The organism is Corynebacterium sputi DSM 45148, assembly GCF_000427865.1.
GTDB classification, from domain to species: Bacteria; Actinomycetota; Actinomycetes; order Mycobacteriales; family Mycobacteriaceae; genus Corynebacterium; species Corynebacterium sputi.
This window is the reverse complement of sequence record NZ_ATYV01000002.1, coordinates 79624-99377: the sequence shown is the minus strand read 5'-3', so window position 1 is coordinate 99377 and position 19754 is coordinate 79624. Positions and strand designations below refer to the sequence as shown.

The 19754-nt window shown below is 61.8% G+C and carries 18 protein-coding genes; 16 read left to right on the top strand and 2 right to left on the bottom strand.

The window, feature by feature from the left end; genetic code table 11:
* The first annotated feature begins 4 nt into the window (after positions 1–4).
* The 14 genes from YWU_RS0101550 (at position 5) to YWU_RS0101485 (ending at position 16553) form a co-directional block, all read left to right on the top strand.
* Complete coding sequence (locus tag YWU_RS0101550) at positions 5–1339, top strand: glutamate-5-semialdehyde dehydrogenase (RefSeq protein ID WP_027019090.1); 1335 nt, start codon at positions 5–7, stop codon at positions 1337–1339.
* 159 nt (positions 1340–1498) lie between these two features.
* Positions 1499–2851: a lipase family protein gene (locus YWU_RS0101545; RefSeq protein ID WP_027019089.1), complete on the top strand. Its 1353-nt coding sequence runs from the start codon at positions 1499–1501 to the stop codon at positions 2849–2851.
* A gap of 117 nt (positions 2852–2968) precedes the next feature.
* Positions 2969–4312, top strand: a complete 1344-nt coding sequence (locus YWU_RS0101540) for a lipase family protein (protein ID WP_027019088.1) — start codon at positions 2969–2971, stop codon at positions 4310–4312.
* 106 nt (positions 4313–4418) lie between these two features.
* Complete coding sequence (locus YWU_RS0101535) at positions 4419–5801, top strand: lipase family protein (protein ID WP_156892663.1); 1383 nt, start codon at positions 4419–4421, stop codon at positions 5799–5801.
* Between the two features lie 166 nt (positions 5802–5967).
* The gene (locus YWU_RS14515) at positions 5968–7080 is read left to right on the top strand and encodes a Cj0069 family protein (RefSeq protein ID WP_051259883.1); all 1113 of its coding nucleotides are present in this window, start codon (positions 5968–5970) and stop codon (positions 7078–7080) included.
* A 92-nt stretch (positions 7081–7172) separates the two neighbouring features.
* Positions 7173–7868 (top strand): nicotinate-nucleotide adenylyltransferase, encoded by a 696-nt coding sequence (gene nadD, locus YWU_RS0101525; RefSeq protein ID WP_027019086.1) that lies wholly within the window; start codon positions 7173–7175, stop codon positions 7866–7868.
* The gene (gene rsfS / locus YWU_RS0101520; RefSeq protein ID WP_027019085.1) at positions 7865–8344 is read left to right on the top strand and encodes a ribosome silencing factor; all 480 of its coding nucleotides are present in this window, start codon (positions 7865–7867) and stop codon (positions 8342–8344) included. Before nadD ends, rsfS begins: the two co-directional genes overlap by 4 nt.
* Before the next feature lie 3 nt (positions 8345–8347).
* Positions 8348–9100: a histidine phosphatase family protein gene (locus tag YWU_RS0101515; RefSeq protein WP_051259882.1), complete on the top strand. Its 753-nt coding sequence runs from the start codon at positions 8348–8350 to the stop codon at positions 9098–9100.
* Between the two features lie 92 nt (positions 9101–9192).
* Positions 9193–10572 carry a DegV family protein gene (locus YWU_RS17315; protein WP_051259881.1) on the top strand — a complete coding sequence of 460 codons (1380 nt, stop codon included), beginning with the start codon at positions 9193–9195 and terminating at the stop codon, positions 10570–10572.
* A 112-nt stretch (positions 10573–10684) separates the two neighbouring features.
* Positions 10685–11404, top strand: a complete 720-nt coding sequence (locus tag YWU_RS0101505) for a ComEA family DNA-binding protein (protein WP_027019083.1) — start codon at positions 10685–10687, stop codon at positions 11402–11404.
* The gene (locus YWU_RS0101500; protein ID WP_156892662.1) at positions 11401–13299 is read left to right on the top strand and encodes a ComEC/Rec2 family competence protein; all 1899 of its coding nucleotides are present in this window, start codon (positions 11401–11403) and stop codon (positions 13297–13299) included. The genes YWU_RS0101505 and YWU_RS0101500 overlap by 4 nt, the downstream gene beginning before the upstream one ends.
* Positions 13296–14315, top strand: a complete 1020-nt coding sequence (gene holA, locus YWU_RS14505; RefSeq protein WP_034646702.1) for a DNA polymerase III subunit delta — start codon at positions 13296–13298, stop codon at positions 14313–14315. The genes YWU_RS0101500 and holA overlap by 4 nt, the downstream gene beginning before the upstream one ends.
* 370 nt (positions 14316–14685) lie before the next feature.
* A complete protein-coding gene (locus YWU_RS0101490) occupies positions 14686–15597 on the top strand; it encodes a DUF559 domain-containing protein (RefSeq protein WP_169718865.1) in 912 nt (303 codons plus the stop codon).
* Between the two features lie 173 nt (positions 15598–15770).
* On the top strand, positions 15771–16553 hold the full coding sequence (locus YWU_RS0101485; protein ID WP_156892661.1) for a hypothetical protein: 783 nt from the start codon (positions 15771–15773) through the stop codon (positions 16551–16553).
* An 80-nt stretch (positions 16554–16633) separates the two neighbouring features.
* On the opposite strand, the gene rpsT is transcribed toward YWU_RS0101485, so the two are convergent.
* Both rpsT and YWU_RS14500 read right to left on the bottom strand, forming a co-directional pair.
* The gene (gene rpsT, locus YWU_RS0101480; protein ID WP_027019079.1) at positions 16634–16900 is read right to left on the bottom strand and encodes a 30S ribosomal protein S20; all 267 of its coding nucleotides are present in this window, start codon (positions 16898–16900) and stop codon (positions 16634–16636) included.
* 156 nt (positions 16901–17056) lie between these two features.
* Positions 17057–17620, bottom strand: a complete 564-nt coding sequence (locus YWU_RS14500; RefSeq protein ID WP_051259879.1) for a hypothetical protein — start codon at positions 17618–17620, stop codon at positions 17057–17059.
* A gap of 77 nt (positions 17621–17697) precedes the next feature.
* Between YWU_RS14500 and YWU_RS0101470 the strand changes: the two genes are divergently transcribed.
* Together YWU_RS0101470 and YWU_RS14495 are read left to right on the top strand one after the other, a co-directional pair.
* Positions 17698–18153 carry a DUF4442 domain-containing protein gene (locus YWU_RS0101470; protein WP_027019078.1) on the top strand — a complete coding sequence of 152 codons (456 nt, stop codon included), beginning with the start codon at positions 17698–17700 and terminating at the stop codon, positions 18151–18153.
* Between the two features lie 114 nt (positions 18154–18267).
* Positions 18268–19569, top strand: a complete 1302-nt coding sequence (locus YWU_RS14495) for an amidase family protein (protein WP_034646663.1) — start codon at positions 18268–18270, stop codon at positions 19567–19569.
* Positions 19570–19754 lie beyond the last annotated feature (185 nt).

Here is a 19754-nt window from a genome sequence, read left to right as displayed (position 1 = left end):
ATGTATGTCTGATACGACCAATGCAATGACCGACAATCCGACTGAGGCCCGCAAAGCTGAGCGGGCCGAGGTCCTTGAGAAGGCCAGTCGCGCAAAGGCTGTCACGGGGGAGCTGGCGGGATACACGTCAGCACGCAAAAACGAGCTTCTCACGGCGGCCGCTGATGCTCTGATGAAGCACCGCGCTCACCTGGTGGGGGAGAATGAGCGCGATATCGTCGAAGGCCGTGAGCGCGGTCTCGACGAGTCCCTGATCGACCGCCTGCGTCTGGGTGAGGACCGCATCGAGGCCATCGCCAACGGCCTGCGCCAGGTCGCGAGCCTGCCGGATCCCGTCGGCGAGATTCTTGATGGACGCACCCTTGCCAATGGATTGAAGCTCTCGCAGGTGCGCGTCCCGCTGGGCGTGATGGGCATGGTGTACGAAGCACGCCCGAACGTCACTGTCGATGCCTTTGGCCTTGCGCTGAAGTCCGGCAACGTGGCCCTGCTGCGCGGTTCCAAGACCGCGGTTCATTCCAACACCGCTCTGGTGGAGCTGCTGCGCGGCGTTCTGCGCGACCATGATGCACCGGAGGATCTGGTTCAGCTCCTGCCGTGCGATTCCCATGATTCGGTGCAGGACCTCATCACCGCTCGCGGCCTGGTTGACGTGGTCATTCCCCGCGGCGGTGCCGGCCTGATCAACGCCGTTGTGATGGGCGCTACCGTCCCGGCCATTGAGACCGGCACCGGTAACTGCCACGTCTACATCGATGGCTCTGCTGATCTGGACGAGGCTATCGCCATTGCCGTCAATGGCAAGACCCGCCGTGTTTCGGTGTGTAACTCCACCGAGGTTGTCCTCATCGACAAGGCTTTCAGCGCCGAAGACCGCTCGAAGATCTTGCAGGCTCTCGTGGATGCTGGCGTTACCCTGCACGGCGACCGTGACAACCTCGTTGAGGATGTCCGTGGCACTGTTACCCCGGCGCTTCTCGACGGCCTCGTCGAGGCACAGGCCACCGACTGGACCGACGAGTACCTCTCGATGGATATTGCTGTTCGCACCGTCGACGGCGTCGATGACGCAATTGACTGGGTCAATAACCACTCCTCCGGACACACCGACGCCGTCGCTGCCCGCGACTGGAACGTCTGCGAGAAGTTCGCTAATGCGGTGGACTCTGCGGCTGTGTCGGTCAACGCCTCGACCGCATTCACCGATGGTGAGGAGTACGGCATGGGTGCGGAGATCGGTATCTCCACCCAGAAGCTGCACGCCCGCGGCCCGATGGGCCTGCCGGAGTTGACCTCGACCAAGTGGATCATCCGCGGAACCGGTCAGACCCGCGCCTAAGAGTGTGGGTGCTGGGGTGGTGAAGTAGACGTCGTAAAGCATCGGAACCGTTACCAAGGGTAACGGTTCCGTAACTTCTGCACGCTCAAATGATTGCCCACACAGCGCATTATAAGGTTTTGCAGAAAAGACTGTTAGGATCAGCCTACAGTTTGGCCTATGAGATTAATTATGCGTGCAGCAGTGGTGGGCACTGCGACGGCTCTCATCGCGGCGGTGGGCGTCACAGCGGCCACCGCGGATCCGTCGAGTGAACCGTCCGAAGAGCAGACCAATGGTCAGGCATCTCTTGAGGAGCTGGGCCTGGCTCCCGGCGATTCGGGACTGGCCGATCCGTTCTATCAGCCGCCGGCAGAGTTGCCGGCTGCAGGATCTATGATCCGCACCGAAGCGGCACCGCACCTGCTTGGCATGGCCGGGATCGGCTGGCCGGGCAGTGCGGAGAAGATCCTCTACTCCTCGACGAATGATGTTGGCGAGACGGTGGCAGTCTCAGGAGTGGTCATCGAGCCGAGTGGAAGTTGGGATGGGGCGGGAGAGCGTCCGACGGTCGTCGTGGCTCCGGGTACGATGGGTCAGGGCGATCAGTGCGCGCCGTCGAACCAGGAAGGGCTGCTGGCGAGCTTCGACTCGGATAGCAACTCCGTCGGGTTTAACTACGAAATCCTCAATGCTTACACTGCCTCCGCGCTGGGTATGCGCGTGGTGATCACGGACTATATCGGCATGGGTACCCCGGGTGTGCACACGTACATGAACCGCGTCGATCAGGGCAACGCTGTCATCGATGCAGCGCGAGCCGCTTTGTCGCATGCAGGTCTGCCGGCTGATTCTCCAGTTGGATTCCTGGGCTACTCGCAGGGCGGTGGCGCGGCGGCATCGGCGACAGAACTCGTTGGCTCCTACGCACCGGAATTGAACCTCAAGGGCACCTACGCGGGTGCCCCACCAGCTGATCTGAGCGCCGTGGTTCCGGCGGTTGATCAGGGTCTGATCTTCGGAGTGCTTGGCTACTCGTTGAATTCGGGTCTGGAATATCGCGAGGATCTGGCACCGCTGGTGACCGAGCATCTGAACGATAAGGGTGTGAAATTCCTGCAGGATTCGCGTGAGCACTGCCTGCTTGATTCGATCATCAACTACCCGCTGATTGACTCCTCGACGCTGACTTCCAGCGGCAATGACTTCGCGACGCTGCTCTCTGATATCCCCGAGATTAAGTCCTATATCGACGACCAGAAGTTGGGTCAGCTCAACGTCTCGACGCCAATCATGGTGCAGTCCGGTGTCTCCGATGACGTGATCCCGTACGACCAGGCGGCCCAGTTGGGTCGGGATTACTGCGGTCAGGGCTCGGCAGTGTCGTTCCACACGAACACGATTCCGTCGATCCTGCCGAAGTCGGCGCTGGGGCATATTCTGCCGATGCTGTCCGATATTCCGGTGTCGATGCAGTATCTGAACTCGGCGTTTAACGGCGAGGAGCTGTCCAACGACTGCGGGTCCTTCTGACGATTCATATCGGGTCCCACGCGGGATCGATTGTCCATCTAAAATGTTGCGGTTCTACAACGAAAATTTTGGGAATTCTTGTTACCAACGGGTCAAGGATCACTTAAGGTTCCCCGCATGAGAAACCTATTTCGCGCGACGGCCGCTTCCGTCGCCACCGCTCTCCTCGTGACTGCGGTGGCACCGGCGGCATTCGCGGACCCGACGACCGACGAGACCTCAGCAGGAACCGTCACCCTTGAGGACCTCGGACTGGCTAATGGCGGCTCCGGCTTGGATGACCCCTTCTATCAGCCTCCCGCCGATCTGCCGGCGGCCGGTCAACTAATCCGCACCGAGCCTGCCCAGCACCTGCTGGAGCTCACCGGACTGTCCTGGCCCGGCCAGGCGGAGAAAATCCTCTACTCCTCGACCAATGAGGTCGGGGAGACGGTCGCAGTTTCCGGCTTCGTCATCGAACCCAGCGTCTCGTGGGGCGGTGGGGGAGAGCGTCCTACTGTCGCCGTAGCCCCTGGAACCATGGGGCAGGGTGACCAGTGTGCGCCATCCGCGCAGGAAAACCTCTTTGCCAGTTTCGACATGGAGAGCCTGTCGATCGGCATCAACTACGAGATTCTCAACGCTTATGCCGCCAGTTCCCTGGGCATGCGTGTGGTCGTCACTGATTATATTGGCCTGGGCACCCCGGGGGTCCACACCTACGTGAACTCAGACGACGAAGGCCACGCGCTCATCGATGCTGCTCGCGCTGCGATCTTCCACGCAGGTGCACCTGCCGATGCGCCTGTCGGATTCCTCGGCTACTCCCAGGGTGGCGGAGCAGCTGCTGCTGCCGCCGAACGCGCCGGTGGCTACGCCCCAGATCTGAATGTCACAGCGACCTACGCCGGTGCGCCGCCTGCGAACCTCAAGGAAGTACTCCCGGCCATCGATAATGGCCTGATCTTCGGCGCCCTTGGGTACGCCCTGAATTCAGGCCTGCAGTACCGCCCCGATCTGGCAGCTCTTGTCACTGACTACCTCAATGAGGACGGGGTTCAGTTCCTCAAGGACTCCCGTGAGGCCTGCATCGGCGACTCAATCCTCACCTATGGGCTGACCGATTCCTCCACGCTGACCAAGGATGGCCGCACCTTCAGCGAGTTGATTGCTGACGTGCCCGAGCTTTCGGAGTACTTGGAGGAGCAGAAGCTGGGAACGGCACTCCCGAATGCCCCGATCATGGTGCAAACCGGTGTTAATGATGATGCGATCCCGCACGGTCAATCGACACAGCTCGCCCGTGACTACTGCGCGCAGGGTGCCCAGGTGGCATACCAACCGCGCAACATCCCGGAGATCTTGCCGAAGTCCGCGATAGGCCACATCCTCCCGATGCTCGCTGACTTGCCGACCTCCTTCAACTACATGTACCTGGCGTTCACTGACCAGGAACTGCCGAACGACTGCGGCACCTTCTGATTTGAGGGCATAACGCCGATGCGCATTCTGATCGAGGACCGCTAAGCCCTGACATTCTCCTGAGAAGAGTGTTAAATGGCGTTCTGTGAAGAATATTAAGCATCGTGTGACAGCGTCTATTGCAGCATCTCTCGCCCTTGCGCTCACGGCTGCTACTGCTTTTCCAGCGGTGGCGGGGCCGGCGTGGGATGGGGAGGTGGACGTCGGGAAGCCGTTTGATCCCGTCGAGCACGGGCTGACCCCCGACGATGCTGGATTGGATGACCCCTTCTATCACCCGCCAGCAGAATTGCCCGCAGCCGGTCAGATCGTTCGCAGTGAATCGGCTCAGCATCTGTTGGATCTCACGGGAATGACCTGGCCCGGTGCGGCGACGAAGATCATGTACTCGTCGACCAATGAGATGGGGGCGACGGTCGGAGTCACCGGGTTTGTCATCGAGCCGACGGTCCCGTGGCCCGGCACTGGCGAGCGGCCCACATTGGCCATCGCCCCGGGAACGGTGGGACAGGGCGACAAGTGCGCGCCCTCCTCCCAGGAATATCTTTTCGCCACTTTCAACGCGGAGCAGGAGCTCGACGGGCTCAATATCGAGCTCCTCAACGCCTACCTCGCCGCGAGCCAGGGCATCCGCGTGGTGGTCACCGACTACATCGGTATGGGCACGCCAGGCGTACATACGTACGTCAACTCCGTTGACGAAGGAAACGCGCTTATCGATGCCTCCCGCGCCGCCATTAACCTCGCCGGCGCCCCGGGCGAGTCACCGGTAGGTTTCCTGGGGTATTCCCAGGGCGGTGGGGCAGCGGCATCTGCGGCGGAGCGCGCCGCCGGTTACGCACCGGACCTCAATGTCGCGGGCACCTTCGCCGGGGCACCGCCGGCGAACCTGCGTGAGGTCCTGCCGTCGATCGATGGCGGCTCGCTGCTGTCGACGCTTGGGTATGCGATCAACTCGTCGTTCGTTTACCGTCCGGACTTTGCGAACCTGGTGGGACAACACCTCAATGAGGACGGGATCCGCTTCCTGCAGATCACTCGGAATGAGTGCGTCTCTGACGGGACATTGAATCTCAATGAGGGCATCGACATCGAGGCATTCCTCGGTGGAGAGACCGCTGGCCTGACTGGCACCGCGCAGATGACGAAGGAAGGACTAACTTTCGACGAACTTGTTGCCGAACTGCCCGAAGTCGGTGCCTACCTGGACGCACAGAAGCTGGGTACCCAGCCAACGAACGCGCCGATCATGGTGGAAAACGGCATCAATGACCAGGCGATCCCGGTGGCGCAGGCGGAGCAGTTGGCCCAGGATTACTGTGCGCTGGGCTCGAATGTGGTGTTTTACCCGAACCAGTTGCCGGACCTTTTCGGGGACGATGGCGTGACACACATGCTGCCAATGGTCACCGACCTGCCAGTGGCGTACACGTACCTGATGGCGGCGTTCCATGGAGTGCAGATGCCGAATCACTGCGGTAGTTTCTAACGCGGGGTTGATCAGCGCAGACACCGATCAACCCCGTGTGCTGAATCCCTGGTGACGGCTCGGTGAAAACTGCCTCTGCAGGGCGACGGGGCCAGTGTGGTGGGTTTACGTTCGCGGTGTCCGCAGACCGTGGACATCCCACGCACCGCGAGAGGTACGGATTCCGATGCACAAGAACATCGTCATCTTCGAAGTCGAGGGCGGCTCCGACAAGACCATCAATGGCCACCGCAAAGACACCCTGCCGATCGTCGAGGCGCTGCGCTCGCGCTGGTGGGACGCGGAGGTCATCTTCTATCGCCCCGAGTGGGCCGAGGAGATCCACGCCTACGCCGCCGCAAAGTTCGACGGTTACATCTCCCGCGTGAACCCAGGCAGTATTCCCGGCGGGGAGCAGGGCTATTTCGATCTGCTGCGGGGGCTGTCGGACCGAGGGCTGGTCGCGATGTCACATCCAGGCGACATGACCACCTTCGGTGCCAAGGATGCACTGGTGAAACTCTCGGACACCGGATTGGTACCGGACGATACATATGCGTACTACGACATCCAGACTTTCCGCACCGTCTTCCCGCAGTCGATCTCCCGGGGAGAGCGGGTGCTCAAGCAGAACCGTGGCTCAATCGGGTCGGGCATCTGGCGGGTCGTCGTCATCGATGAGCGTCCGTACACCGTCGGCGATACCTTGCCCGGTGACACACAACTGCGCTGCACCGAAGCGGTGGACAACCACACCGAAGAGTTCACTCTCGATGAGTTCATGAGCTTCTGTGAGCAGTACATCGTCGGCGATAACGGCCTGATCGTGGACATGCGCTTTTTGCCGCGCATCGTCGAAGGAGAGATCCGCATCCTCATGGTCGGCTCCGATCCGGTCTTCGTGGTGCACAAGAAGCCCGCGCAGACCGAAGGGGCGTTCTCGGCGACGCTGTTCTCCGGGGCGACGTATACCTATGACTCCCCGGAGAAGTGGTCCTCGCTCGTGGAGCTGTTCCGCAGTCAGTTCGACTCGATTAGGCAACGCCTTAATGTTCGCAGCGTCCCGTTGATCTGGACGGCGGATTTCATGCTCGACGATGCTCCCGACGCCCACGGCGCCACCACCGACACCTACGTCCTAGGCGAGTTCAATTGCACCTGTGTTGGATTCACCTCCCACCTGGATATTGGCATCCAGGACGCAGTCGCGGCAGAGGTCATCCACCGCATTGAAGCCGCCGATGCGATCCGTTCGGCCGAGCGGGCCGTTGCTGCAGCCGAGCGCAGTATCGGGGCGTAGGTCCACAGTCGGGGGCGGGTGGTGGGGAGACGGGGACGTCGTAAAGCAATTCGTTTTCTGAACAAGCCCGGGGCCGACTAGGGTGAATACCCATGTCAAGAAGTGCGAACACTACCAACCCCCGGCGCGTCGGCGTCATGGGTGGCACGTTCGACCCGATCCACCATGGACACCTGGTGGCGGCGTCGGAAGTGGCGGACAGGTTTAACCTGGACGTGGTGGTGTTTGTGCCCACCGGCGAGCCGTGGCAGAAGCGCGGACGGACGGTGACAAATAGTGAGGAGCGATACCTCATGACCGTCATCGCCACCGCGTCCAACCCCCGGTTCCTGGTGTCCCGCGTCGACATTGATCGACCGGGACCGACGTACACCACAGACACCCTCCGGGACCTGAAAGCCCAGTTCAACGATGCTGAACTGTTCTTCATCACCGGCGCAGACGCACTGCAGAAGATCTTCACCTGGCGAAACTGGGAGCAGCTCTTTGAACTGGCGACCTTCGTCGGTGTTACCCGTCCGGGATTCGACCTCGCCACGGCGGAGTTGCCGGACGTAGAACCGGACCGACTGCACCTGATCGAGATCCCCGCGCTGTCGATCAGTTCCACCGAATGCCGCGACCGCGCGAAGGTGGGCCGGCCGGTCTGGTATCTCGTCCCTGACGGTGTTGTGCAGTACATTGCCAAAAGAAGCCTGTATCAGTCTGTCACCGACGACGAACCGCAGGCCTCACCTGAGGTAACCCCGCAGGAATCCGAAAAGCAGGAGCTGAAAACCCTACCGTGACCGTTTCCGAACAGACCACCAAGCTGGCCGCAGCAGCAGCCGTCGCCGCAGACCGCATGAAGGGCGAGGACATCCAGGTTCTGGACGTCTCCGTGCCGCTCACCATCACCGACGCCTTTGTCCTGGTCAGCGCCGACAACGAGCGCCTGGTCAACGCCATCGTGGAAGAGGTCGAGGATGACCTCCGCGACCTGGGTGCCAAGCCCGTCCGCCGCGAAGGCGTCCGCGAGGGCCGCTGGGCGCTGCTGGACTACGGCATGCTCGTTGTCCACGTATTCCGCCACGAAGAGCGCGAGTTCTACGGACTCGACCGCCTGTGGAAGGACTGCCCGACCATTGAGGTCGAAGGCGTGGAGCAGAGCACCCCGCTGGACTACTCCGGTGAGCCGCAGGACCGCATCGATGCCTCGCGCAACGCCCGCTCGATCGATGACATCCCGCTGGCATCTGCTGGCCCGGATTCTGACGAGCTGTAACCCGTGGAGCCGGGCCAGTCCCAGTCCGCGCTCGGGTCCGAGTCGCGGAAGCTGATCCTGCTGCGGCACGGTCAGACTACGTACAACGCGACCGGTCGCATGCAGGGGCAGATGGATACTGACCTCTCCGCCACTGGTGAGGCCCAAGCAGCCGCCGTGGCGGGGTTCTTCGCCGGTGGTCCGGTGGTCTCTGATTCGGGTGTGGATGCAGGTGCCGATTCTGGCGCCTCGACTGTCGGCACTGGCCGTACCCACGCGATTACTCGGATCATTGCCTCTGACCTCAAGCGCGCCTACGACACCGCTGGTGCTGTGGGCGATTTGCTGGGCCTGGATGTCGCAAAGGACACGCGACTGCGCGAAACCCTCTTGGGTGAGTGGCAGGGCATGTCCCACACCGAAGTCGACGTGGAGTTCCCTGGCGCGCGCTACCGCTGGCGGCATGACCCTGAGTGGGCGCCGCCGGGAGGCGAATCCCGCGTGGCTGTGGCTGAGCGGATGCGTTCGGTGGTCGATGAACTGATCGCCACACACGTGGATTGGCCTGGCAGCACCACGATGCTCGTCGCACACGGCGGGTCGATCGCTGCGCTGACCGCTTCGCTGACTGGCGTTCCGCTGTCGCATTTTTTCCTGTTCAATGGCTTGCGCAATACCGCGTGGGTTGAGTTGAGCACCAGCATCCGGCCCGACGGCACCCTTGGCTGGAACCTTGATGCCTTCAACGCAGAATTGACCCCCACTCCCGTCCGGTGAGTCGGGCCTGAACTGCCTAAACTGGGGGCCACCAGAACTGGTGGACACCGCCGTCTGACAGCCAGTCAACCGATCGATCAGGTGGAGGAACGATGAATGCACGTCATGTCCAAATTGTCGTCGACGACACCTCTTGCCTGAGCCTTGCTGACTCCCTCGACTACGACATCGCTGTGGTGCCAATGCCGGTCGATTCCGATGGTGGGGAGGCCTCCACTTCTGCCATCCAGACGCTAGATCTTGCAGTTGCGTATGCCCGCGCCCAGGAGCGAGCAGGGGACAAGGGCGTGCTGGCGCTCCATGTGGGCAAGACGTTTTCCTCTACTTGGTCCAATGGCGTCATCGCCGGTGAGGCAGTAGGTAATACCGAAGTCATCGACACCGGGACCGTGGGCGCTGCCGTGGGCTTTGCTGCCGTGGCCGCAGCCAAGGTTGCCGAGGATGGCGGATCGCTGCGCGAATGCACGGCGGCGGCGCGAGAGATCATAGACCGCTCCCATGTGTGGGGTTATGTACCACGGCTGGACTCCTTGCGTCGCGGTGGCAGGATCTCCACCGGCAAGGTGGTCCTATCCACCGCGTTGGCCATCAAACCGCTGATCGGGATCGAGGACGGTTCGGTCAACCTCGTGGCGAAGCACCGGACTATCACCAAGGTGTTGGAGGCCTTGATTGAGCGGTGCACTGCGGTGGCAGGTGGACTGCCTGCGCAATGCATCATCATGAACTGCGGCGATACTGACCTGGTGGAGACAATCCAGGAGCATTTGGAGGACAACCTCCCGGATGGCAGCACTATCCACCTGACTGAACTTCCGCCGTCTTTGCTTGCCCATACTGGCCCGGAGGCATGTTTTGTTTCCATGATTCCGGATGAAAGAGTCTCGCTTAACGACGCTCACCCGGACACTCCCTCCACCGCCCGCACCCGTAAACCCGGGACTCCCGATGGGGGTTTGGTCTATTCGACCTCGGCCGGTGGTGTGGTGCTGGAGACCGACACTGGGGAGGCGGACGCGCCGGCCGACGAGTTGAAGGTGGAGCCGATTGTCGGTGAGGACGTTGCCGGGGATGTGAGCTCGGTCGAGATCGCTGACGGCGCTGATGCGAACCCTGTGGAAGACGCAGCGGAGGTTGCAGACGTACCAGCGGACAAGCCCGCAGAGTCCGACGTCCTGGGCGCCGCCGCCGCTCGCGGTTCCGAATGGATCCGGGCTGTCTCAGCGCAGATTGCTACTCACTCAGAGAACCGTCGCCTGGCCAAAGAACGTGCTGAAGCGCTCGCTGAAGCACTGGATGAGGTCGATGGTGTCGACACTGCTGAGGTGACCGAGAAGCCGGCCGGTACCGCTGACACCGATCGCCCCGAACCCAAGGGGCTGCTCAAGGGTTTCCTCCGACGGCTATCCCAGGATGATCAGTCGGACAACGACGACACTGACGCTCCTGCCTCTGAGGACACCGAGAAGTAAACTCGCCCAGCGATTCTCGCGCTTATCCACTGTTCGGGATTTGTACACAAGGCCGAGGTAGGCGGGGCTTTAGGAAGCGAGCACTTACACGCTGGCCCTTAGCCTCCGCGGCATGGACAACGTACGACGGCGACTCGACGATCTGCTCGCTCCCGTGCCAGCAGACGAGGCGATGCCGATTGATTACGGCCAGCGGCGATGGGCCGTCACCCGGCCGGCAGTACTCGGGGCCGCGGCCGTCGGTGTGGTGGTGATCGCAGCGCTGGCGGTGTGGCTGCTGCGGCCAGGACCTGTGACGATGCCGGAGGTCGAGGCAATCGGGCAATCAGTCAGTGCTCCAACGGAGCAGTCCGAGTCGCTACCCGATGTAGCAGTTGCCGAGCCAACAGAAGTGGTCGTGTCCGTGGTCGGGTTGGTGCACCACCCGGGTGTCGTCGTGCTGCCGCCGGGATCTCGAGTGGCAGATGCAATCCACTTAGCTGGGGGCCTTCTTCCCGACGCCAACTTCGCCTCCATCAACCACGCCGCCCTCCTCACCGACGGGGAACAGATCGTCGTGTCCGATGAACCGATGGCAGGCGGTGGAAGTGCCGGNGGCACCGGCACTGCAGATCCAAGCGTCGATCCCGGCGGGGGAGGTGGCCTGGTCAATCTCAACTCCGCCGATGCCGCTCTGCTGGAGACTCTCCCTGGAGTGGGGCCGGCGACTGCCCGGAACATTGTCAGTCACCGAGAAAGCAGTGGTCCGTTCGGAAGCGTCGAGCAGCTAATGGAGGTCTCCGGCATCGGACCGGCGAAGTTCGCGCAGATGAAGGACCTGGTGACGGTGTGAGCCCTGGAATCCGGGCTCGACTACGACGGAAGCCGAGACCAGCTGAACCACGGGTCCTGAAGAAGGGCGCGATCGCAGTTCCGTTGGCGTTTGATCTCCGAGTGGTACCGGCGGTGGTTGTGGGGTGGGGGAGCGTCGTGATGCTGCTTTTCATGCACAGTCCGGTGTTCTCTGCCGTGGTGGCTGGGGTCCTGGCGGTTGTTGCCGCAGTTCTTTTGCACCAGCGCATTCGGGGGGAACTGGTGCTGCCTGCGGTGGTCGGCTCGGTTCTTGCTGCAGGAGTCGGCATTCGCCAGGCGGTTGCTCGCACGCATCTAGTCGTCGAGAGCACCGGCCATTCAGCGACTGTCGACATGACCCTCACTCGCGCACCTCGCTCGACGAACCACGGTGCACTGGCTGAGGCGAAGATCGATGGACTTCCAGGTCGAGTGACAGTATTCGGGGATCAGTCCCTGCTGGAGCATGATCAGGGCACCGCGCTGACTGCCATCGTCGGAGTGGGGGAGTCATCACGGCCAAACCTGTCGGGGATCACGGTGAACCTCCGGGTAGTGCTGGAATCTTCGGTACCGAACGATCACGTCGCCCGAGTTCGCGACGGCCTCACCAACATCGCCTCCTCCCTTCCCTCCGGTCCAGACCGCATGATCCCCGCGATGGTCCTGGGTGATGAACGCGGGTTCACTGACCTCGACGAGACGATGATGGTTGACTCCGGACTCGCACATCTGTCGGCGGTTTCTGGGGCGAATGTCGCGTTGGTCCTTGGCGTGACGATGTGGGCCTTGATCTGGGCGGGCCCCATCATCCGCATAGTGGGAGGAGCGCTTGCACTCGCGGGATTCGTCGCTGTGGTTGGTACGGAGCCGAGTGTCCTGCGAGCCATGATGACGGGGATCGTGGGGTTGATTGCGATAGTTGCGTCGAGGCGTCGAAATGCCGTGCCTGCTCTGGCCTGCGGCATTGTCATCCTGCTGATCATGGTGCCGGAACTGGCACTCGCGCCGGGTTTCATGCTGTCAGTCGCTGCGACCTTCGGGCTGATCGTGGTGGTCGCACCGGTCACCAAACGACTGCTCACCATCCCCACGGTCGCCCGCTGGCCAGCCGTCCTCGTCCGAGCCATCGCGGTCACCCTGGTCGCTCACATCGCGACGGTCCCCGTGCTCGCTCTGCTCATCGGACGCGTCTCGCACATCTCAATTCTCGCGAACCTCATCGCCGCCCCGGCCGTGGCACCGGTAACGATCCTCGGCACCGCAGCCGCCGTCTTCGTATTCCTCGGCCTCACACCTATCGCCACAGCGCTCGTTTGGCTGGCTGCACCGTTCGCCTGGTGGGTACACTCGGTCGGCTCGCTGTTCGCGCAGGTCCCAGGAGCTGCCTCTGGCATGGGGCTGGTCGGGGTGGTCTTTGCGCTTGGGCTGGCAGTGTTCTTCTTTTGCTTCCCGACGCTCACCTCCACCACCCTTCTCCTCACCACCCTTGGCGTCGCCATCTCACTCTTGTTGGGCCTTCATCTCTCCACCGCACCACCGGGAGGAATCGCGGCGGTGTGCGTGGTGGCGGAGCGGGTAGAGGTCTTTCCCTCGGATAGTGCTGACAGCAACAGACCGGATCGGCGATGCCGGAAAGCGATCGGAGGGCTCGATCCCGCACAACCAACCCAAAGTCCTCGCACCGAGGTGGTCCCAGACTTGGACGGCGCCCATGACATCGGTGAATCGGAGGAGCCTCCTTCATGGATCTCCGCTGACAACTGCGGGGAGCGGGTTCGTCGGTGGATCAGCACTCCCTCTGGTGTCCCGGTTGTGTGTCCGTTCAGGGATGGGCCGCAGGTGCTCTACCCGGACGGCACTGTGTGGGGGTCCTCTGGCACGATGGAGCCGTGACGAGTACTCCAGCAGCTGCGACTGCGGCTCCCGTGAACCTCATCGTGGGTAAAGAGGGTCTGCTCATTGACCGCGCCCGACTGTCGATCGTCCAGGCCGTTCGACGTTCTGCCGCTACCGACTCAGATCCCGACGGCCGGAACATCCCCCTCACCCAGCTCCGCGGCGGAGACCTCACCTACAACGAACTCATCGATCTGCTGAGCCCCTCCCTATTCGGAGAGGATCGCATCGTGGTTCTTACCGATTGTCAGGACGCAGGCAAGGAACCGGCTGCTCTCATCGTAGATTCGGTGAAGGAGCCCGCCGACGGTGTCACCATCATCATCCAGCACTCGGGTGAAGGTCGGCAGAAGAAGATGGTTGCTGACCTGCGCAAGGCTGCTCCATCGGCTGCAGTCTTCGAGGCGGAGGCTCTGAAGGCCCGTGATCTGCCGGGCTTCGTTCAAAATGAGTTCCGTTCTCGCGGTAAGCGGGCTAATGGGGATGTCGTCGACGCTCTCCTCGACTCGGTCGGCTCTGATCTGAGGGAGCTCTCAACGGCGATTGACCAGTTGATCGCTGATACCGAGGGCAAGGTCACCGTCACCGCTGTTCGTACCTATTACGGGGCCACGGCAGAGGTCTCTGGCTTCGCTGTTGCTGAACTTGCCCTGACCGGACAGACCTCAGAGGCAATCTCCCAGACCCGACGCGCCATCCAGATCGGTGTCCCACATGTGTTGATGGCCTCGGCGATCACGGGAATGGTTGGCGATGTCGCCAGGCTGCATGGGGTTGGCCGGGTCTCTGCCAAGGACGCCAAACGTTTCGGCATGCCGCCATGGAAGTTGGACAAGACTCAGCGGTTGGCACAGCGTTGGTCGACACCTGCTGTCGCCCGTGCCATGAAGGTCGCCGCCGACCTGGACGCAGACATCAAGGGCAACGCTCGAAACTTCGATTACGCCCTAGAGAAGGCCGTCATCGAGATCAGCCAGTTGGCGTCGCAGTCCCATCGGGCGGGTCGGCGGTAGACCCCGCTTTCGTGCACCCCGTCTGTGGAGGAATCTGGGTTTTTGTGACCTGGGGAAATGCAGATCGCAGTCCTCCCATGACGGGGTGCACCAATGAAGGGTCTGTCTGTCGGGCCCAATTCGTGCCTGTCGACGCGCGCTAGAGAGGCTAATAGGCCAGTGTGTAGAGCAGTGTGTCGACAACATGGACTCGGGGTGGGTTCATGCGGGCACGGGGGAGGACGCTGAGGTGGGGACAGACAGAATCGTTACAGAATTTCCATGTCATGAGGGGATCCCCGGCAAACATTCGTCGGGTCTGTTTGTCGCTGACCGCAGGTACCAGAAGCTAAAAGATCAATGGAGGTACCGAGTTCGGCAAGGCACGGCAGTGACGGTCTATCCCGGGTGCTTCCTGGATACCGACACGTGGAATCGCTCGTACCTCAGTGAGAAGTACCGGCTCACGGTGATGGCCGCCGCGCTGAAGAACCGGAGTCGGTTTCTCATGTCCGAGGCAGCGACGGTGCTGCACGGGCTGCCGCTGCCGCACACGATATTCCCCATCGAGTTGGGCTCGTCGACGAACCACCGGAACTTCAGGATGGCTGGACCTCTCTTGGATCGGAAGGTGCTCGCCCGGCAACGGGAGGTCCCTCCGGAGGGATTGGTGCGGGTCAATGGGATCGCCTCAATGACGGTGGGTAGGGGAGTGGTGGGTGTTGTTGGGAACGTCGGGAAGCACGGGGGTATCGCGCCGGGCCTGATGGCAGTGGAAGGTGCGCTCAGGCGCGGAGTACCGCCGGCGGAACTGCTGGAGTGCGCGACCGATGCGATGGGGCGGTTCAGGGATCCGCGATCGAAGGAGATTCTGAGCTGGGCGGATGAGCGCTCGGATACGCCGCTGGAGTCGTTCGCGAAAGCGGCTTTCATCGAGGCAGGTCTCCCGCGGTTTTATCAGCAGGTGCACTTGGCCGATGAGGACGGGACGTTCGCGGGAGTGGTGGACTTCTACTTCCCGGAGACCAAGCTCGTCGTCGAGGCCGATGGGCGCGGGAAGTACAAGAAAAAGGACCAGGCTGACTATCGGGTGGTGATGAAGGAGCGGGAGCGGCAGGTGCGGATTGAGAACCGCGGGAACCGGGTGGTGCGGATCCATTGGGATGAGGTGGATGACGGTAGGGCGGTTCGGATGGTGTGGAATGCCATCAATTCGTTGCGTGCACACCCGCGTGAGCCGCAGGGGACCGTACGCCTGGCCCAGAAGTACAAAAATCATGACGGAAATTACAGGTGGGGCTGATGTGACTAATGGTGCGCAAGGGATTCATGTCGCAGTCGCAGGTCAACTGTGTTCCCATCGACGGCCGTATGGTTCTGTGAGGACTCTGAAAAAGACGCCTAAGCCTGCCTGCCAGCAAATTTCATCCGTTCTGCCCTTTTCACTCCGGTAGGAAAGCCCCTACACTCATGCGCATGAACAACGTCAAGAGAACTATTGCAGTCTTCGCGACGGCGGGACTGACCCTCACCGGAGGGACCGCCGTGGCGAATGCCAGCCCGATTGATGTCGAAGAGTTGGCGTCGGGAAGCTTCCTTTCTGATCTCCTTGAGCAGTTCTTCCCGGAAACCCCGGGAACCCCGGGGGTATCCCCGCAGCAGCAGGACCCCGCACTGGAAGAAGAGCGGGCGACCTTCGAGACGGAACTCGACGAGTACCTCTCCTCGATCTACACCGAGTCCCCCGAGTTGGACGAGGCCGCACAGGATGTCGCGGACGCCAATGAGGGCTCATGGCCGGAAGAGGCTGAGGATGTTGCCGGTCTCGATGACCGGGAAGAGGACGGCGTCCGTTGCGCTGCATCCATCGTGGACAATGCAGAACTGCCGGAGCTGACCTCTGACCTTGAGGCAACCAACGAGTCTTTGGAGTCCGCCGACGCTGAGACCACCGACGGTGAGACCATCGAAGGTGAGGCTGGCGCAGAAGTTACCACCGAGGACGAAGCCGGCACCGAGGCTGACGCCGAGACCACCGCAGAGGCTGCATCGGACGCCGAGTACGGAACTGCGGTGACCGGCGATGATGAGCGCACGTACCTCATCGTCTGCATGGAAGGTGAGGTCGTCGACCAGTTCGAGTTGACCACCGACGAGAACGCCACCGATGACGAGGTTGCGACCGACGAGACCGAAGAAGCCACCGACACCGCAGCAGCGGAAGATGACTTCGAGTTCCAGTTCAACCCTGACGAGTAATCAGGACCTGGACAAACAAAACACCGCCTTCGCTGAAATTAATCAGCGGAGGCGGTGTTCTGGTTCAAGCCAGAAGGCGATTAGCCCTCGATCTTGTTGACGGCCTTAGCCAGACCGGACTTCTTGTTCGCCGCAGTGTTGCGGTGGAAGACGCCCTTGGAGACGGCCTTGTCAATCTTGCGAGAAGCGACCTGCAGCTCGTTCTGAGCAGCAGCCTTGTCGCCGGCCTCGATGGCGGCGTGAACCTTGCGGATCGAGGAGTGGACGGTGGAGCGGACAGCCTTGTTGCGCAGGCGTGCCTTCTCGTTGGTCTTGATGCGCTTCTGCTGGGACTTGATGTTTGCCATGTGGCTTTGCCTCTTGTTTCCGTGATCGGTGATGGGTGCTGCCGTGAGATTCCGGGGAAAAGGCCCCGCCCTGGTTGTTAGCGCCGAACCCAAGGTCCTGATCGGCGATAAACCACGAACTTCATGCAGACAACTGTCGAAACATTACCAGAAGGGCTAGGACCACTGGTAGTTCGTGCGCAGCTTGGTGGCGATACGGTCGAAGCGGCGTTTTGGCATGAAGATGCCGGAGCGGCGGATGCCGGATTCGGGGACTTCCAGGATTTTATCGAGACGGATCCAACAGGGGCGCATTTTGGAGTCCCACGGGCCGGAGCCGATGTAGAGCCACTTGTCGTTCTGTGCATGGCGCGGGTCCGCAGAGATCAGTGCTCCTAGGAGGACGTGCTTGCGCCTGCCCAGGACTGTGACGGCGCGTTCCTGGGGGATCGGGTCCTCGCCGAGCATCACTGGGGCCCAGACCACTTCGCCCGGTTCAGCTTGGCCATCCATGTCAGGGGCGTAGAGGAGAGTTCGCGCGTACTCGGGGCTCGGCCGGGCGGTAGTGACCGGTTCGCGGTACTCCGTGGAGGTTTCGTCGAGGGATGGGGACATGCCCAGTTGTGCGGTGAGCATCGACAGGCCTTCGTCGAGCGTGTCCGGACCGCGGATAGCGTCGACGGCCCACCGGACGGTTTTGCGCCCAGTGTCCTCGATTTTCGAAACGAACTTCGGAGCCATGCTTTAGATTGTACGATTTCCAGGTCACCTACCGGTGACAAGTACTTGCTTCCCGGCGCCAACCTCAAAGGCCCACCATGAAATTCACCGCTCGCCAGCTGCAAAAATTCATGTCTCTTTGGCCGCCGTTCCTGGGTGCCGGAGTGAAGGTGAAGGTCTTCGCTGATGATGGCTCGCGCGTCGTGACTACGCACAGGCCCAACAAGCTGACGATGAACGCGGTGGGCACTGCCTTCGGCGGCTCGATCCAGTCGATGACCGACCCGTTCTACATGCTCGCGTCGATGACCCGCCTTGGTCGGGACTACAACGTGTGGGACACCGCGGCAGAGGTGAAGTTCACTAAGCCCGGCCGCGGCCGGATCACCGCCGACATGCGCATCGACGACGCCACCTACGACCTCATCCGCGAGAAGACCGCGGGCGGCGAGAAGTACCTGCACTGGTTCGAGGTTGAGGTGAAGGACGAGTCCGGTGACACCGTCGCAACCGTCCGCCGGCAGGTGTACTACCGCCTGAAGAAAAAGAAGTAGTTCTTTTGGCTCAGCAGATCTGCTGAGAAACGCGATATAAACACCGTTTTCACGGGTGGGACTCTTCTGTCGCCGAAACTTGAGACGTCATAAAAGTCTTAAGTGGAGGTCGCAATGGTTGCCCTGTCCCGTAGAAAGTTTCTGTTGTTTTCCGGAGCGTCCGCAGCCGGTGCGTTAGCGCTAGCCGCCTGCGGTGACACGGAGAACAACGCCGCAAACAACACCGCCTCGGCGACCACCGAGACCCCGGACGGCGACAATTTCGACTCGACCGTCTGGCGCGAATACAGCAACCCACTGGTGGAGCCGACCGGTTCAGGAGTCCTCGACGGGCAGACCGTTGCGGTGAAGGACCTATTCGCCGTCGAAGGCCAAGTGATCGGTGCCGGCAATGAGGTGTGGCTGGAGTCCGCCCAGCCCGAGACGGTATCGGCGGCCGCGGTGGCCTCTTTGCTCGGTGCAGGCGCTTCCATCGGAGGTATCGCCCGCACCGATGAGTTCGCCTATAGCCTCGCCGGCACCAACGGTCACTACGGCGCACCGCCGAACCCGAAGGCACCGGATCGGATTCCGGGCGGCTCGTCATCCGGCTCGGGCGCAGCAGTTGCGCTGGGGGAAGCGACAATCGGCCTTGGCACCGACACCGGCGGTTCGATCCGAGTTCCGGCCTCCTACCAGGGATTGTTCGGCATCAGGACGACTCACGGCGCAGTACCTGTCGACGGTCTCATCCCGCTGGCACCCTCTTTCGACACCGTCGGCTGGCTGACTGAATCACAGGAAGTCCTCTACGAGGTCGCCGACGTCCTCGAGCCTGACCTCCCCGAGACGATGGATCTCACCCGAGTCGTCTACTCCCGTGAACTTCTCGACATCGCCGACCCCGAAGTCGCCGCTGCCGTCCAGGAGGCAATCGATTCACTTCCGGGCGACCTCACCATCGACGAAATCCCCTTCGATACAACTGTCCTCCCTGATTGGGTAAAGGCATTCCAGACTCGGCAGGGCTGGGAGGCGTGGCAGGCCAATGGTGAATGGATCGAGGAGAACTGGGACTCTCTGAATCCGGATGTTCGCTCACGCTTCGAGACTGCTCAGGAATACACCGAGGAAGATGTCGCTGCCGCCGACGTCATCCTCGATCAGGCGCGAGAGGCCATCAACGACGCGATCGGTGATGCCGTGTTGATTCTGCCCTCGGCGTCCTCTGTCGCACCCGACCGAGAGAGCGCGGGACTTGGGGGAGAGGTCATCGAGCAGGCCCGCGCCAGCACCTTCCAGCTCACGTGTCTCGCTGGAATCACCGGTCGTCCCGCGGTTAGCAGCCCACTACCTGTGCTCGGTCCGCAGATTGGAATCTGTGCGGTCGGCCCGAGGAATTCGGATCGAGCGCTGGCACGAATGGTCATTGTCTAGTTCGCACAGTTCAGACACATCGGCGATCGTATTCTCGGCAGGTCCAGCAGAGTCCTCTTATACAACTGCCATCCGCAGGTGCTGACCGGCTATCCTTGATGGGACTGTATTCGCTCTACGACTGCATGATGCGTGCCCGGGCCGAACCAAAGCGCCCGCGTGACCGGCTGACCGCCTGGATCAAC

Bases quoted from the DNA above. Each gene is read 5' to 3' on its own strand.
- YWU_RS0101470 (WP_027019078.1), top strand. From the start codon at position 17,698: ATGAAATTCACCGCTCGCCAGCTGCAAAAATTCATGTCTCTTTGGCCG.
- YWU_RS14515 (WP_051259883.1), top strand. From the start codon at position 5,968: ATGCACAAGAACATCGTCATCTTCGAAGTCGAGGGCGGCTCCGACAAG.
- YWU_RS14500 (WP_051259879.1), bottom strand. From the start codon at position 17,620: ATGGCTCCGAAGTTCGTTTCGAAAATCGAGGACACTGGGCGCAAAACC.
- YWU_RS0101540 (WP_027019088.1), top strand. From the start codon at position 2,969: ATGAGAAACCTATTTCGCGCGACGGCCGCTTCCGTCGCCACCGCTCTC.
- rpsT (WP_027019079.1), bottom strand. From the start codon at position 16,900: ATGGCAAACATCAAGTCCCAGCAGAAGCGCATCAAGACCAACGAGAAG.
- YWU_RS14495 (WP_034646663.1), top strand. From the start codon at position 18,268: ATGGTTGCCCTGTCCCGTAGAAAGTTTCTGTTGTTTTCCGGAGCGTCC.
- YWU_RS0101550 (WP_027019090.1), top strand. From the start codon at position 5: ATGTCTGATACGACCAATGCAATGACCGACAATCCGACTGAGGCCCGC.
- nadD (WP_027019086.1), top strand. From the start codon at position 7,173: ATGTCAAGAAGTGCGAACACTACCAACCCCCGGCGCGTCGGCGTCATG.
- YWU_RS0101545 (WP_027019089.1), top strand. From the start codon at position 1,499: ATGAGATTAATTATGCGTGCAGCAGTGGTGGGCACTGCGACGGCTCTC.
- YWU_RS17315 (WP_051259881.1), top strand. From the start codon at position 9,193: ATGAATGCACGTCATGTCCAAATTGTCGTCGACGACACCTCTTGCCTG.
- YWU_RS0101485 (WP_156892661.1), top strand. From the start codon at position 15,771: ATGAACAACGTCAAGAGAACTATTGCAGTCTTCGCGACGGCGGGACTG.